Below are 13,942 nucleotides of genomic sequence, written 5' to 3'. Positions count from 1 at the left end.
GACGATGTAGCTGATCGTGTTTGTTGCATCATCAAAGAAGGCCTGAACGTCAGGGGTGATGTTCATGTTTACAGGGTACGTCATTGTCAATCTCCTTGGTCTCAGGTGCAGGTGGTGACAGCAGCCTTGCGCCACCCTGAGTGTGTGAGCGGGCAGTAAGCGGTCGTCATTCAGGGCACCGCTTTATTGGGGCACAGCGGCTGTCGTCATCCGGGTCATCAGTCGTCGCAGGGCAAGTCCAACAACCACCGCAGCGATGAACAGAACCACTTCCCAACGCCCTGTTCCAAGGGCGGGAATAGCCGCTCCGGGGCAGAACCCTGCAATGCCCCAACCGATGCCAAATAACGCAGAGCCACCGACAAGCTTGGGATCAATATTGGTTGCGTTCGGCACTTGGAACGTACCGCCAAACAAGGGCTGCGCGCGGCGCCACACAGCGCGGTACCCAATCCCTGTGACAACCAGTGCACCACCCATCACAAAGGCAAGGCTCGGGTCCCATGTGCCTGCAATGTCAAAGAAGTTCAGCACTTTGGCTGGGTTCATCATACCCGACAGAGCGATCCCGATGCCAAAGACAAGACCTGTGAGGCCAGCAAAAATCAGTTTCATTGATCAGGCTCCGAATATGTGACGAATGATAAAGACGGTGATGCCGGCGGTGGCCATAAAGGTAGGCACCGCAACAAGCGACCGAATGGAAAAGCGCGATAGTCCGCAGACCCCGTGACCCGATGTGCAACCGGATCCCAAGCTCGCGCCAAACCCCACGATGATGCCGCCGATCACAATCATGGTTGGGCTTACTGGCACATCGACAGCGGGCATTGTGCCACTGACCAAAAAGATCACGCCGGGTGCAGCGATCATGCCAAGGATCATGGCAGCGCGCCACGATGCCTCTGCACGGTTTTGTGCGAAAACCAGACCGGACATGATACCGGTCGCCCCCAGAATGCGGCCAAGGCCAAGCATCAACATGACGGCGCCAAGACCAATCGCGAGGCCCCCGCCAAGGGAGGCAAAAGGAGTGAAAGCTGTTTCCATGGTTATGTCCATCCTGTCTTGATGCTAGCCGCCGCCATAAAGCGTCGCGCCGTGCTGCCTGAATTAGTGTTCATGAATGCCTCCTCGGGACGATAACATAGCCGCAGAATACACCCCAACAGCCAAGCCTTCAGTGACATTGTCACTTAAGCTACAAGAAGCTGAAAACATGCTGGAACAGTGCTTCATTTTCAGCCTTCCATTTCAGTAGGTAGGCTCGTTCTGCGCGTACTCATTGCGGCTGAACGCTCAACATGCAGACTAATCCCAGTGATCGGGCCAAAAGGGCATGATCTTGGTTGTATGGTAAGGTTATGCCACTCTTGAACAGACACGCTCTAGACGGCCTAGCCCCAAGCCGTAAACGTTTGAACAGGATTGCAACTTAGAATTTGCATTGTCAGAACAGTGTGCCGGATCTCTAAATCCACTAGCGAACCTCAAATTGAAGACGCCTACTAAATAATGGGTTTAGCCACTTCCCGGGCGAACCGTCAGACCCAACATGTTCCAGCTTTGCATGCCACCACGATAGTATCGAATTTTTTTAGCTGGATATCCCGCAGCAATCATACGCCGAGCAGCAGTGGGTGATTGGCCGCACCATGGACCGTTACAAAACAAAACAACAATCGGAGCCGCATCACTGCAAATCCATCCATCGAAATCAATCTCGCACCCTAGCTCATCCAATCTGTCCGCAGCTTGTGTATACGGGATAGAGATTGCGCCAGGTATCGTAGATTTATCGTAGTCAGTGCGTAGTCGTCCATCGACCAATACAGCATCTTCTCGTTGTAAAAATTCAAGAACTTCGAGTTCGCCAACTGGCGCCACACCAGGAGCAGGTATCATTGGTTGGATGCAAAAGTTTGGACATGGCCGTGACGTTTGTGTCCACGGTTCTTGCAACCGTGCATTTGGATCTTGGTTGCGCGTGATATCAACTACGCCATCAGCGGTTTGAACTGTTACGTTCATTAGGCCTTTGGTAATGCCGACGTCGTTAGCTTGCGCCGAGCCCGCCATCAGCACACAACAAGCTATTAGTTCTTTGAAATGCATGAAGTGGGCCACCTTAACTACTGTTTTCATAGTATAAATCAGAAATGAACTAACGCAAAAGACCGGCATAGCTAAGCTCAACACACGGTCCAGAAAACTCTCGGACGGCACATTGCGCCCGAGAGTGTTTGTAAAATGCATTACCCGAACATGTCCGCAGTAATACCAGAATACCAACCTTCAGATTCGAGGTAGGTTGCCTTACGTACTTCAGAACTCTCACCAGTAGATGAGATGAAGCCATCGACTTTGGCGATCTTTTCATCTGTGGCTTCATATGTTGCGCCAACTTTAACACCGTTGTCTGTGTCGATCAGCGACCAGCATGTGTTAGAGAACTTGGCAGGGAACACACGTGAACCCGTCAGCGCACCACGAATTGCGTTTGCACATACCTTGGCTTGGCTATTCGCTGAGAACCCTGACTTTGGCATATCGCCTTGCTGTGACGCGTCGCCAAGAACATATACGTCTGCATCTGCTTTGCTGGACATGTCAGCAGCATTTACGGGCGCCCAATTGCCCTGAGTAACGCCTGCAATTTCAGCAATTTTGCCGGCTTTCATGGCTGGGATGACGTTGCACACGTCAACACTGACAACCTCTCCATCAATGCTGAGCGTCATACCGTTCGGGTCAACTTCGACGTTACCGCCGCCAAATTCTTCACCGACCCAATCGATCATACCGCCATAGTTATTTGCCCAACCCTCTTGGAACAGCGCCATTTTTGAGAATTTCGGCTTAGGGTCTGCAACAATAATTTTTGCAGTCGGGTTATTTGCTTTGAGGTAATGCGCAACCATCGAGACCCGCTCATACGGACCTGGAGGGCAGCGATATGGGTTCGGTGGTGCTACCATCGCGAATACACCACCCTCAGGCATCGCAGCCAACTGAGCTTTCAAAAGCTCTGTTTGAGAGCCTCCCTTATAAGCATGAGGCATCGCGTTTTGTGCTGTTACATCCCATCCGGCTACTGCGTTATCAACAAAATCGATACCCGGGCTTAACACCAATTTATCATATGTAAGCTTTGCGCCACCGGCCAGCGTGACTTGCTTACTATCGCGGTCAACACCAATGGCCCAATCGTGAATGACATTCACGCCCGCGGCAGCCAAACCACCGTAGCTGTGACCGAGTTCATCCATCTCCTTAAAACCACCTAGGTACAGGTTTGAGAAGAAGCAGGTGTAGTAGGTACGGGTGGGCTCAATGAGTGTTACATCAATTTCGCCTTTACTATCCTTAGCGATATAACGAGCCGCAGTCGCACCGCCTGCACCACCACCAATTACAACGACGCGCGGCTTGCCGCTCCCTGCAGCCAGCGCCATAGGAGCCGATAAAGCAGCAGACGCCGCCACTGTGGCACCCAAAAACTTTCTTCTGTTTATAGTCATCTCTTATTCCTCCCTTTATTGCCTCAGTTTCCGAGGCTTTTGAAATACGCTGCAAGCGCAGCGATCTCATCATTGGCCAAACGACCAGTGACCATTTGCATCACGGAATTATCGCGATACTTTTCCTTGTAAGCGTGCATTGCGGTAACGAAATCGGCCTCGTCCCAGCCTGTAATGCCGGGGATGCCATCATTGGCACCACTTGATAAATGACATGTGGTACACTCTGACCCGAGATACTCGCCGTATGCGACGTCACCATCCATAGCCAATATTTCCGGTGATACAGAAAAACCGGCTTCCGGAGCGATCGAGCTATCAGAGTATGTTGCAAGGTACGCAATCACATCCGCGCGCTCGCTAGACTTTGTTAAGCCCCGAAAACTCATCCGCGTTCCTGGCAGGTATTTTTTCGGAGCCTCTAAGAAAGCATTAAGAGCGGCTTCATCCCAAACCAGACCGTCAGCGGCGGCATTTTTTAGAGCCTTAGAGTATTTCACGCCATCAATGTTTGCGGCAGGTGCGCCAATGATATTGTTGAGGTTGGGTCCGACGCGATTACGCGCATCATCACCCACCATGTGACAGCTGGCGCATTTCCTATAGACTTTTTTGCCCGCATCGGGGTCCCCTACACTTTCCGCGTGAGCAGAAAATGCAGAGACCGTCAAAGCGACACATAATCCTATTCTAGAAAAATCCAAAAGCATGATTACTCGCCAAATGTTCGCAAGTATTCGATGACAGCCTGCTGGTCAGATGCTTTCTTCAGACCGGAAAAAGCCATCTTCGTACCCTTCATGTACGATTTTGGTTTTTCCAAAAAACTGGCCAAGGCTTCATCATCCCAAACCAAACCATCGTCGAGCGCTGCTGCAAACACCTTTGAGTATTTGAAACCATCAACCGAGCCCATGGTCCGACCAACAATGCCATTCAAATGCGGGCCAGAACCATTCTTGGCGCCTTCACCAACCTCATGGCACGCACGGCATTTCTTGAACACTTTTTTGCCATCATCAATCAGCTGCGCTTCCTGATCCTCTGCGGACACCTCTTCAGCAATCGCCTTTGTGGCGGCAGGTGCTTTTGGCGCAACAGTGGCTGCAGGGGTAAATGCGGGGCCAGTGGCCGAGAATGACGGCAGACCATCAATCGTGGCACTGTTCATGACCGAATTGGAACCACCTTCTGGCGGTGTCTCAACCAAGAAGACAGACCGCATCGTGACTTCGACTTCTTCTTTACAGTTTTTCATGCATGGCTCAGTGCGCCAAGCCGCGTACTCAGTTTCAGCGCGGTCGTCCAAAACAAAACCGTCTTTGTTGTGCATTTCAAAGTCAGCAAAATTTTCTTGTGATAGCACAAAATCGTCATCAACCATGTCATTGGAATAAAGAATATAAGCAACGATCGCGTACGTTTCATCCGCAGTCAGAGTCCCTGCGGCACCGAACGGCATTGAGCGATTGATGTAGTCCCACACAGTAGAAAGATGCGGCCAATAGGAGCCAACTGTTTTGATGGGGTCCTCATCTGCCAGCGTGTCAAAACCTCCCGCTAGCACCGGCCAATTGTCGACACCTTCAGCGAAGTCACCGTGACAGGCGGCACATTGATCCGCAAACACCTCTTCACCTGTGAACACATCGCCAGATCCCACGGGCAAACCACGTCCATCCGGCAGAACATCCACATCCCATGCTGCAATTTCCTCAGACAGCGCCAAACGACCAATTTGATATGTGTCGGCCTTGAGCGGAGCAGGCTCGGCAACAGAGCCAATCTGGGAGGCAGCTGCTGCCAGATTAGTTTCGACAGTCGTCAAACGATCTTGAAGAGCTTGGACAACTTCATTCTGTGCGTCGCTGGAATTCTGTGCCGCTGATGTCCGAGCGTTGGCTTGATCAAGCTGAATTTCGAGGGACTCGATAGTGCTCTTGTTGTAATCACGCCCCGCTAGTCCAAAGGCGAGCCCAAGTGCTAATGCTGTGCCACTGGCTGCCGGCAGGAAGATATTAAGAAACTTCGACATTCTCAGCTTTCCCTTCTACGTCTACGTACCAAGTCTGGATACAGTTGTTGTGATACACAGCGTTCTCGCCACGTTGTTCTCTCAGTTGTTCTTTAGTCGGTTGAACGTAGCCGGTGTCATCCATAGCCCGTGCTTGCAAAAGCATCGGGGCACCGTCCCACTCTGTGTCTAAGTAGAATCGCGTCAGAGCTTTTGTGTCACCCTGCTTGCCAAGCCGCGCAGTTTCCCAGGTAATGCCGCCGTCTTTGGACACGTCTACGCGCGTAATCTGACCGTGACCTGACCAAGCCAGACCGGAAATAACCATCGGCCCTGCACCATGTGTGATCGGCATTTGCGGGCTTGGAGATGTAATGACAGACTTTGCGTCCATGACCCACGTCCACTTACGTGCTACCCCATCCTCGTAAACGTCGGTATATTTTGATGTTTCCTCGCGGCTCTCAACGGCGCGATCAGTGATTTCAATACGGCGCAACCACTTAACCCAGAGGTTACCTTCCCAGCCAGGTACTACCAAACGCACTGGATATCCGTGCTCCATCCGCAAGGCTTCACCGTTTGCTTTGAAAGCGACCAGAACGTCATCCAGCGCTTTTTCCATAGGTATGGAACGTCCGTTCGATGATGCATCGGCGCCTTCAACATACACCCATTTATCCAAAGAGATGTCAGCTCCCGCTTCTTTTAGAAGCGTCCGCAAAGGAACACCGGTGTATTCCATGTTGTGGATCATGCCATGTGTAAATTGTACGCCGTTCAGCTGCGCACCGGCCCACTCCATACCCGTGTTGGCAGCACATTCGCAGAAATACACATGGTTTTCGCGTGGCAACCGCTCGAGGTCTTCATAAGTAAACACCAAAGGCCGATCCACAAGACCATTGATCATCAAGCGGTAGTCATCTTTGTGGAGTTCAATCGCGCCCGAGTGATGGCGTTCAAATGCACACCCTTGGGGTGTGATTGTGCCTTCAAGCGCATGAATTGGTGTGAAATTGATAGACGAAATAGGTGAGGCTGTCAGCCATTCAACATTGCGACGAATAACGTCGGACTCAAAGCTAATCGGAAGGCCGTAAGGTGTTTCATCTACCCCCGCGCCCAGATATGAGGCCCAGTCCTGCAACTCGGTAATGGCTGGATCAGGTGTTTGGGCACTAACAGTACCAGCAGCTGTGCCTGCGGCTACTGCAGCACTTCCTCGCAAGAAGGCGCGACGGGAGGTTTTAGACATCTCATCCATTTATTGAGTTCTCCAATTTTCTATTCAAAGGCCAACGACGTCGACGCTATTGTTTTCTGACACCGTTACAGTGCCGAGCTTGCGGACATGGTTCTCGACCACATCCCAGATTTGGGGTCCTTCGGTTCCCTCATTCACGCTGGCCCAACCGGCAACAACGTAAGAATGAGCCGGATCAATACGCTCGCCGGTAGCGAGTAATGTCATTTCGGAAATGCGTTCACCTTGGGGTTTGCTAACGTCAATCCGGTAGCCAAGACCACCAGTGCGCACCATATCGCCACCCTGTTGATAATAAGGGTCCGGATTAAAGATGTTGTCGGCGACATCTTCCAAAATGACTTTGAGAAATTCACCCGTCATTTCACTACGATAGGCCTGACCGTAAGACATCGAAGTGACGCCAAACACATCTTCGCGCGTGATATCCTGACCAGGCACAAGCGATGGCCCCCATCGCACGCCTGGACTTAGCGCAATCTGCGCATCACGTTCGCTAAGTAATGCGTCACAAATCAAATCATCCCAAGTTCCATTGAAGTTCCCGCGACGATACAAAAGGCTATCAGTACGTCCTAATACTTCAGTTAGCTCAGGCAGATAGGGAGCGCGCTCGGCATCAATGATCGCAGCTACTTCAGCGTCTGGGGCAATTACGTCAGAAAAAATTGGGATCAGCTTGGTGCGGTACCCCATCATCCGGCCATCTCGGATATCAAGGTCGACACGGCTCACAAACTTACCATTAGAGCCTGATGGCAAAACAATTGTACTACCAACGACTACAGGCTCAGGTAGCGCATCATGTGTGTGACCAGATAGAATAACGTCGATGCCAGGCACTACGCTGGCCATCTTCTTGTCTACATCAAAACCGTTGTGACTTAGAACAACAACGCATTCCGCACCTTCGGCGCGTACCTTCTCAACCATCTTCGCCATGTTTTCGTCGCGAATACCAAACGAGAACTCTGGGAACATCCAGCCTGGATTGGCAATTGGCATGTATGGGAATGCTTGACCTATTACAGCAATCTTCGTGCCGCCACGCTCAAACATTTTATAGGGTGGAAAGAGATCAGATGGCTCATCCCATTCAGAGTCAAAGATGTTCTGCCCTAGCGCCGCAAAAGGAAGACTTTCGACAAGCTCAGTTACGCGCTCAGTGCCTAAGGTGAATTCCCAGTGGAACGTCATCGCGTCAGGCTCGAGCGCGTTCATGACATTCACCATGTCTTGCGCTTGTGTGATGTGTGTTGTGTAGGAGCCGTGCCAAGTATCGCCGCCATCCAGCAAGATAGCATCGGGCCGATCAGCGCGAATAGCTTTCACAACTGTGGCCACGCGGTCCAAGCCACCAACACGTCCGTACCCTTGTGCTAGAGACGAAAAATCGCCTGAACTTAGGGCATAGTGGCTCGGACTACCGTCCTCGATGCCGTACATTTTACGGAAGTCAGCACCTGTGACGTGCGGAACCGCACCGGCATTGGCACCAACTCCGATATTCACGGAAGGCTCGCGAAAATAGATTGGTTTCAGTTGTCCATGAATATCTGTGATGTGGATCAGTGAAACGTTCCCGTACGTATCAAACTCAAGTAACTGATCCTGACTGAGCCGTTGTTGGGCAGCCAAACGTGCCCAGTTCCCAAAGCCAGAGCCACCAACGATGGCTGAGGCGGCCATACCAACTTGCAAAAAATCTCGACGTGAAATCATTCGATGCATTCTTTCAATAAGCTATATGAATATTTGAATTTCATTTCGCGCAAATTTCCATATTCAGGGCTGGTTGCGGATCAATTGAAGCAATTGGCTGAAGTGGTTTCGGAAGACCATCTGGTCCTACCGGCTGGTCTTGAAAACAAATGTGAGAGCCAAAGGTGCCACGGCCTTAAACTGCAGCTAAGTGCTGAAAATCAATTCAGGCACCTTCTGGCGTAAATCTCACTAAGCAACGCTGACCTTCTTTTTCGCCTCATAGATATCACCATCATCGTCGTACCATTTGAAAGTGAACTCACCACTCTCTGGGACAATCGCTTCAAACTGAAAATATGGATTGGTAGAAATGGCTGGCTCAAGCAGTACATCAATCACATTTTCGCCGTTAAATTCGGCCGTAAAGCGGTTGATAATCGATCTCGGAATAAGGTTACCGTCATCGTCCTTACGCTGACCGCTTTCCATTTTGTGGCTGATCAGTGTCTTGATTGTAATTGCTTCACCAGCTTCAGCTGTTTTGGGTACCTTCACCCTTGGTTTCACACCAGACGCCATATTGTATCTCCTAGGTATATTGTCAGCACCGCCGACAGTATGAATGTTTGAAGTGCAGCCAATTAGCCGCCACAACCACCGATGGTCACTTTGACATTTGCCTTAGCCATCTGGAATGATCCGTCTTCCATCTCTGCCACAGCCACGACGTTCTGCGTTGTGGATAGTCGAATGCGTGTAGATGCTGTGCGCGACGCACTCAGCGCACCAAACTTGAAGGTGGCAACGCTTGGAGTTGGGTTCCCATCAGCGAACAATGTGATAGCGACAGCACCTGGAGCATCTATTTCCACGGGAACAGTGTTGCCATTTTCAGCAATTTCAGGGGCCGTGATGGAAATGCCGCCTTCAACAGCACCTGCGCCGCTTGTAAGAGCCGCAATTGCATCATCTGTCAGGCTTGCAAGGGCCGGCGTACCTACAACAGCGGTCATCGCCAATGCGCAACCACCCAATGAAAGGATCGAGCGCCTGTTAAACTGTCTAGTATGGGTAGTCATGTCGGTAGGTTTCCCTTCCTGTAGTTAAAAAGTGAGAGACGGTGAATTCGCAATAGCGTGCTTGATCTAAGAGGCGTTGCGCGAGTGTTCTAACCGGATGTCTTGGATCGCCAGCAGAGACACAAACAGTCGATGACGCATTTTGCAGCATTATCAGTCGCCCCTCCCAAGCCGATTCAGTTGCTGATTTAAGGTATGCTAGTGGACACCAACACATTCACGCAACAACAAATTCAATTAAAAGAATTTTTATATTTGTTAGCGGGTGCAGAAAAATAAGATATATTTTGCGCATAATGGCAGTCTGGAAAGGCCAAACAGACTACCTGACTGTACAACACTTAGCCACAATGCCGCAGCGCAGCAGGTCAGTTGTAAGGATATAAATCGGGTTAAATGAGCTTCAAAGACCCCCGGCCCAAAGTTATTCAGTAATTGAGTAGGTTGGCTTACAGGGCTGCAAACCACCTTACATGTAATAAATGAGGCAGCTAAAATTTCGACGATTTTGTTACACTCATTCACCCTACGCTCACTAGCCGAGCCTGCTAAACCAGGGCACATAATCGAGCATCACTTGCGCAATAGCTCCAATCTGATCGGTCCCAACAAGGATTCCGAATGTAATCAGGCATAAGCCAGTGACCTTTTCGACCATCCCAAGATATGTCCTAAACCGCGACATCCATGATGTGAATTGATCCACAAACAGCGATACTAGAACAAACGGCAGGGTCATGCCCACTCCGTAAACAAATAATAACTGCGCTCCCTCTGCAGCGGTATCTTGCGCGGCAGCCGTAAATAAAATTGCGGCCAGGACTGGCCCTACACAGGGGGTCCAACCAAAAGCAAATGCCAACCCCACGACATAGGCTCCTACAAATTTTGAAGGATCAATCAAACGAGTTTCAATTCTGACCTGGCGGTGGAACCCAGCAATCTGAACGATACCCAAAAAATGTAGACCCATTACAACTAATAGGCACGCAGCCACTAATCGAAGTACATCAAACCAATCTTGCATCAGTACACCCAGAGTGCTGGCACTCGCCCCCAAAGCGACAAATACCGTAATGATACCAAGACCAAAAAAGATGGAAGAAGCTACTGCCCGCGCGCGTTCAGAGATAATCGTGTTCTGGCTGGATTGAGCTTGGTTAAGACGGGAGCCGGCAAAATAACTAATATAGAACGGCACTATCGGTAAAACGCAGGGGGATAAAAAAGACAAAAGGCCCGCTGTAAGGGCACCGACTGTAGTCACCTCGAACATTTTATCTCCGTCACTCACTTGAGCAATTTGCGTAAAGGCATATGTTGAATTCACGAGAGACGTCAACGAAAGGGCGCTCCAGCATGATCAAAGCGATTTTTACTGCGACGTTACTTTGCACTCCCTGCACCGCATTTGCAGAGACAGTTCTACTTATGGCTGAGAGAGACGGATGTTATTGGTGTGATCGATGGGATACTGAGATAGCGGAAATTTACCCAAAAACTTCTGAAGGAAAAACTGCTCGCCTTGAACGCTTTGATATCAAAACGGGAGCGCGAGACGTAGATCTCGAGAAGCCTGTCCGTTTTACACCCACTTTTATTCTTGTTAATGACGGTAAGGAAGTTGGCCGTATTGAAGGCTATCCTGGTGAAGACTTCTTTTGGGCAATCCTTTCGAAGATGCTCAAAGATGCTGATATACCTTTTGAGCAAGCGAGTTGACCCCTATGGATAGCCAAACTGCCACATCCAACATCCGCACTGATGAAGCAAAAAGTAAACTGCCCGTGTTTGACGTAAATATGTGCCCCGAGGATATGGAGAAAATGGTTGCTAATGCCGAACAGGCATCAAGCTTCCTAAAGGCTATCAGTCACGAAGGTAGATTGATGATTTTGTGCCATCTGGCATCAGGCGAAAAGTCTGTAACAGAGCTTGAAGAGCTTTTGTCTGCTCGGCAGGCAAGCGTCTCGCAACAGCTAACTCGGCTCCGCTTTGAAGGCCTGGTAAAGCCACGTAGAGATGGCAAGGCTATTTACTATAGCTTGACAGATGACCGCCCTCGGCAAATCATAGAAGTCGTATATGATCTGTTTTGCAAAAACAGCTAGCCAAACTTCTCGCCCAAGTTTGGTCGGGAGGATTAGACATCTATGGAAGTTCTCGGAGAAGCAAACACAATAGCTTTGATTGGCCTATTGGGCGGAATAGCCCTTGGGTTAGCCGCAAGACTGGGCCGATTTTGCACATTAGGTGCAATTGAGGATTATCTCTATGGAGCTGACCCCAGGCGGATGGGTATGTGGGGTGTCTCTGTTGGAGTGGCAATTATCGGAACACAGGTGTTGTTGGGTACTGCTTTTGTCGAAGGCAGTGACGTTGCATATCTATCACGCGCCTGGAACCCGCTCAGCACAGTCATCGGTGGGCTGCTTTTTGGATACGGCATGGCCCTGACGGGCAACTGCGGCTACGGTGCGCTCGCACGGCTGGGTGGCGGCGACCTGCGGGCATTTGTCATTGTTCTGGTTATGGGGCTCTCCGCATATTTCGTAATGTCAGGTCCCCTCGCCCATTTGCGAATAATGTTGTTTCCCGTGGTACAAAGCTCAGACACAAGCCAAGGGTTGGCACAGTTGTTGGGTGATTTTGGCGTAGCTCCTTGGGTGGTTGGTATCGTAGCAGGGACGATTATTGTGCTAGCATCGCTTCGAACTGCACGAGGCAAACCGTTTCAAAGCTACGCGCTATGGGGAGCGCTAGTGGGCCTTGCCATCACATCCGGCTGGGTGGGAACACATTGGGTGGCGACAGTCGGCTTTGACGGCGAAACGATCCGCACACATACTTTCGCGGCACCCGTTGGGGATACGATCTTCTATAGCATGACAGCATCGGGAAATACTGTTTCGTTTAGCGTAGGTTCGGTGGTGGGTGTCATTATTGGAGCCGCATTTGGTTCAATGTTCAAAAAGCAATTCCGCTGGGAGGCGTGCGAAGATCCGCGAGAGTTAAAACGACAGATTTTTGGAGCCGCGCTAATGGGTGTTGGCGCGATATTGGCAGTAGGGTGTAGTGTGGGTCAGGGTATCGCTGCATTTTCGGTCTTAGCATACAGTGCACCGGTTACACTTATCGCAATCTTTTGTGGCGCGGCTTTTGGTCTGAGGCAACTCATCACAGGCTTTAAAGTCGCTCCTTAGGTGCCTCTATCTTTCCTCACAACGTGTGTTATTTCGCTCCGATAAAGACGCTTCGCCCCTTTCAAAACCCCACCAAAGAGGATGCTCCGCCCTCTTTGGAAACACCAAGCCCAGGACATCTTGGGACCGCCTCGGGGCTCTGTCACACCAAAGGTTTGCCACACTTTTCGCGCGGTCAGGCTTGGGCTGCGTGTGATCAAAAAGGAATGTTGGTGCTTTAATCAGAGAAGTCTTGGTTGCCCCAGTTTTCAGAGGGCCCCTCGTTATGGACAGCTCAGACCGTCGCGCCCCTCATCTTTGATGCACAGAGCAGTGTTTTCAATACTCAAAGTATGACCGTTATTTAAAAACGATGGCTCATGGAGTGATCCACTCATCAAAAGCTCTCGCTGGCTTGAACCTTGATAGCTCTATTCAACTTTTTCATCTCTGTCCGGAAATTACGCAATTTTCTGTTATCGTTTCCGTATGCATTGACCACGAGTAGATCGGGGCTCATTTCAGCAGCTGCTCTGGCCATCTCGCGTAGGTCTGTGCCTTCGGACAATGAGATGACAGCCGCGTTTATGTTGCGTAGCCCTGCCATCTGACTGGTCGCCGCAGTATTTCCGGACACGTAAATGCGGGTGTTATCGTTTTCAATTATGACTCCGATATCTGTTTGGTCACTATTTTCAGACACAGCGGTGGTTGCGGTGAACTCCAGCCCGTCAACTTGCTGAACAGCTCCAATTTCGAACGGCGTGATGACATTGTTTGAAATCATTAACGGCAGCTCGTTGATCACAGCTTGCGGTGCCAGTACGACTGTATTGCGGCGTAGCATCCCGATCATGGTGCGCACACTGAGGTGGTCCGGATGTGCCCGTGTCAGCACCACAATATCCGGTGAACCGTAAGCAGCGTATTGAATTTGGGACCCTGTGGGATCGATCAAAATGGTGGTGTTGTCCCAAACAATTGTGACATTTGCACCCGATGTCGTGACAATCTGTGGAAGCCTATCAAGCGCAGAAGTCTGCTGCGCTTGATAGATGCGTGAGACACTTGTGCCGTGTTCTATGGCTTGTTGCTCTGCCGTGCCCGGAAGTGTTGTGAGCATGATCACAACCAGTGCTTGGGCAAGCTTAGAAAGCATATTGAACAACGGCATG

15 protein-coding genes are annotated in these 13,942 nt (G+C 50.5%); 3 read left to right on the top strand and 12 right to left on the bottom strand.

Features of this window, described 5'->3' with window-relative positions; all coding sequences use genetic code 11:
- Window positions 1–183: 183 nt before the first annotated feature.
- The 11 genes from OLX08_RS12520 to OLX08_RS12470 form a co-directional block, all read right to left on the bottom strand.
- The gene (locus OLX08_RS12520; RefSeq protein WP_391482895.1) at window positions 184–615 is read right to left on the bottom strand and encodes a DUF6691 family protein; all 432 of its coding nucleotides are present in this window, start codon (window positions 613–615) and stop codon (window positions 184–186) included.
- A 3-nt stretch (window positions 616–618) separates the two neighbouring features.
- The gene (locus tag OLX08_RS12515; protein ID WP_391482894.1) at window positions 619–1,050 is read right to left on the bottom strand and encodes a YeeE/YedE family protein; all 432 of its coding nucleotides are present in this window, start codon (window positions 1,048–1,050) and stop codon (window positions 619–621) included.
- Between the two features lie 471 nt (window positions 1,051–1,521).
- Window positions 1,522–2,256: a rhodanese-like domain-containing protein gene (locus tag OLX08_RS12510; RefSeq protein WP_391483337.1), complete on the bottom strand. Its 735-nt coding sequence runs from the start codon at window positions 2,254–2,256 to the stop codon at window positions 1,522–1,524.
- Complete coding sequence (locus OLX08_RS12505) at window positions 2,256–3,521, bottom strand: NAD(P)/FAD-dependent oxidoreductase (RefSeq protein WP_048600005.1); 1,266 nt, start codon at window positions 3,519–3,521, stop codon at window positions 2,256–2,258. Before OLX08_RS12505 ends, OLX08_RS12510 begins: the two co-directional genes overlap by 1 nt.
- Before the next feature lie 23 nt (window positions 3,522–3,544).
- Window positions 3,545–4,231, bottom strand: a complete 687-nt coding sequence (locus OLX08_RS12500; RefSeq protein WP_391483335.1) for a c-type cytochrome — start codon at window positions 4,229–4,231, stop codon at window positions 3,545–3,547.
- 2 nt (window positions 4,232–4,233) lie between these two features.
- Window positions 4,234–5,556: a c-type cytochrome gene (locus tag OLX08_RS12495; protein ID WP_391483333.1), complete on the bottom strand. Its 1,323-nt coding sequence runs from the start codon at window positions 5,554–5,556 to the stop codon at window positions 4,234–4,236.
- Window positions 5,540–6,802 carry a sulfite dehydrogenase gene (gene soxC / locus OLX08_RS12490; protein WP_341246298.1) on the bottom strand — a complete coding sequence of 421 codons (1,263 nt, stop codon included), beginning with the start codon at window positions 6,800–6,802 and terminating at the stop codon, window positions 5,540–5,542. Before soxC ends, OLX08_RS12495 begins: the two co-directional genes overlap by 17 nt.
- Before the next feature lie 24 nt (window positions 6,803–6,826).
- On the bottom strand, window positions 6,827–8,524 hold the full coding sequence (soxB, locus tag OLX08_RS12485) for a thiosulfohydrolase SoxB (RefSeq protein WP_391483331.1): 1,698 nt from the start codon (window positions 8,522–8,524) through the stop codon (window positions 6,827–6,829).
- Between the two features lie 231 nt (window positions 8,525–8,755).
- The gene (gene soxZ / locus OLX08_RS12480) at window positions 8,756–9,085 is read right to left on the bottom strand and encodes a thiosulfate oxidation carrier complex protein SoxZ (protein ID WP_048600009.1); all 330 of its coding nucleotides are present in this window, start codon (window positions 9,083–9,085) and stop codon (window positions 8,756–8,758) included.
- Window positions 9,086–9,147: 62 nt separating this feature from the next.
- On the bottom strand, window positions 9,148–9,585 hold the full coding sequence (gene soxY, locus OLX08_RS12475; protein ID WP_391483329.1) for a thiosulfate oxidation carrier protein SoxY: 438 nt from the start codon (window positions 9,583–9,585) through the stop codon (window positions 9,148–9,150).
- Between the two features lie 535 nt (window positions 9,586–10,120).
- On the bottom strand, window positions 10,121–10,879 hold the full coding sequence (locus OLX08_RS12470) for a cytochrome c biogenesis CcdA family protein (protein ID WP_412535675.1): 759 nt from the start codon (window positions 10,877–10,879) through the stop codon (window positions 10,121–10,123).
- Between the two features lie 65 nt (window positions 10,880–10,944).
- Between OLX08_RS12470 and OLX08_RS12465 the strand changes: the two genes are divergently transcribed.
- The 3 genes from OLX08_RS12465 to OLX08_RS12455 are packed head-to-tail and all read left to right on the top strand — an operon-like array spanning window position 10,945 to window position 12,788.
- Complete coding sequence (locus OLX08_RS12465; RefSeq protein ID WP_391483327.1) at window positions 10,945–11,307, top strand: hypothetical protein; 363 nt, start codon at window positions 10,945–10,947, stop codon at window positions 11,305–11,307.
- 5 nt (window positions 11,308–11,312) lie between these two features.
- Entirely contained in the window at window positions 11,313–11,696 is a 384-nt protein-coding gene (locus OLX08_RS12460) for an ArsR/SmtB family transcription factor (RefSeq protein WP_341246303.1), read from the top strand.
- Window positions 11,697–11,738: 42 nt separating this feature from the next.
- Window positions 11,739–12,788: a YeeE/YedE family protein gene (locus OLX08_RS12455; RefSeq protein WP_391483325.1), complete on the top strand. Its 1,050-nt coding sequence runs from the start codon at window positions 11,739–11,741 to the stop codon at window positions 12,786–12,788.
- Window positions 12,789–13,164: 376 nt separating this feature from the next.
- Here OLX08_RS12455 and OLX08_RS12450 read toward each other — a convergent pair whose 3' ends face one another.
- Window positions 13,165–13,941, bottom strand: a complete 777-nt coding sequence (locus OLX08_RS12450) for an MBL fold metallo-hydrolase (RefSeq protein ID WP_391483324.1) — start codon at window positions 13,939–13,941, stop codon at window positions 13,165–13,167.
- Between the last annotated feature and the right edge of the window lies 1 nt (window position 13,942).

Source organism: Nereida ignava (assembly GCF_047114695.1).
Taxonomy (GTDB): domain Bacteria; phylum Pseudomonadota; class Alphaproteobacteria; order Rhodobacterales; family Rhodobacteraceae; genus Nereida; species Nereida ignava.
Note: the sequence above shows the minus strand (reverse complement) of the source record. Positions and strands in the feature narration are given on the sequence as shown.

Bases quoted from the DNA above. Each gene is read 5' to 3' on its own strand.
- soxB (WP_391483331.1), bottom strand. From the start codon at position 8,524: ATGATTTCACGTCGAGATTTTTTGCAAGTTGGTATGGCCGCCTCAGCC.
- soxZ (WP_048600009.1), bottom strand. From the start codon at position 9,085: ATGGCGTCTGGTGTGAAACCAAGGGTGAAGGTACCCAAAACAGCTGAA.
- OLX08_RS12520 (WP_391482895.1), bottom strand. From the start codon at position 615: ATGAAACTGATTTTTGCTGGCCTCACAGGTCTTGTCTTTGGCATCGGG.
- OLX08_RS12495 (WP_391483333.1), bottom strand. From the start codon at position 5,556: ATGTCGAAGTTTCTTAATATCTTCCTGCCGGCAGCCAGTGGCACAGCA.
- OLX08_RS12450 (WP_391483324.1), bottom strand. From the start codon at position 13,941: ATGCCGTTGTTCAATATGCTTTCTAAGCTTGCCCAAGCACTGGTTGTG.
- OLX08_RS12455 (WP_391483325.1), top strand. From the start codon at position 11,739: ATGGAAGTTCTCGGAGAAGCAAACACAATAGCTTTGATTGGCCTATTG.
- soxC (WP_341246298.1), bottom strand. From the start codon at position 6,802: ATGGATGAGATGTCTAAAACCTCCCGTCGCGCCTTCTTGCGAGGAAGT.
- OLX08_RS12465 (WP_391483327.1), top strand. From the start codon at position 10,945: ATGATCAAAGCGATTTTTACTGCGACGTTACTTTGCACTCCCTGCACC.
- soxY (WP_391483329.1), bottom strand. From the start codon at position 9,585: ATGACTACCCATACTAGACAGTTTAACAGGCGCTCGATCCTTTCATTG.
- OLX08_RS12510 (WP_391483337.1), bottom strand. From the start codon at position 2,256: ATGCATTTTACAAACACTCTCGGGCGCAATGTGCCGTCCGAGAGTTTT.
- OLX08_RS12500 (WP_391483335.1), bottom strand. From the start codon at position 4,231: ATGCTTTTGGATTTTTCTAGAATAGGATTATGTGTCGCTTTGACGGTC.
- OLX08_RS12460 (WP_341246303.1), top strand. From the start codon at position 11,313: ATGGATAGCCAAACTGCCACATCCAACATCCGCACTGATGAAGCAAAA.
- OLX08_RS12515 (WP_391482894.1), bottom strand. From the start codon at position 1,050: ATGGAAACAGCTTTCACTCCTTTTGCCTCCCTTGGCGGGGGCCTCGCG.
- OLX08_RS12505 (WP_048600005.1), bottom strand. From the start codon at position 3,521: ATGACTATAAACAGAAGAAAGTTTTTGGGTGCCACAGTGGCGGCGTCT.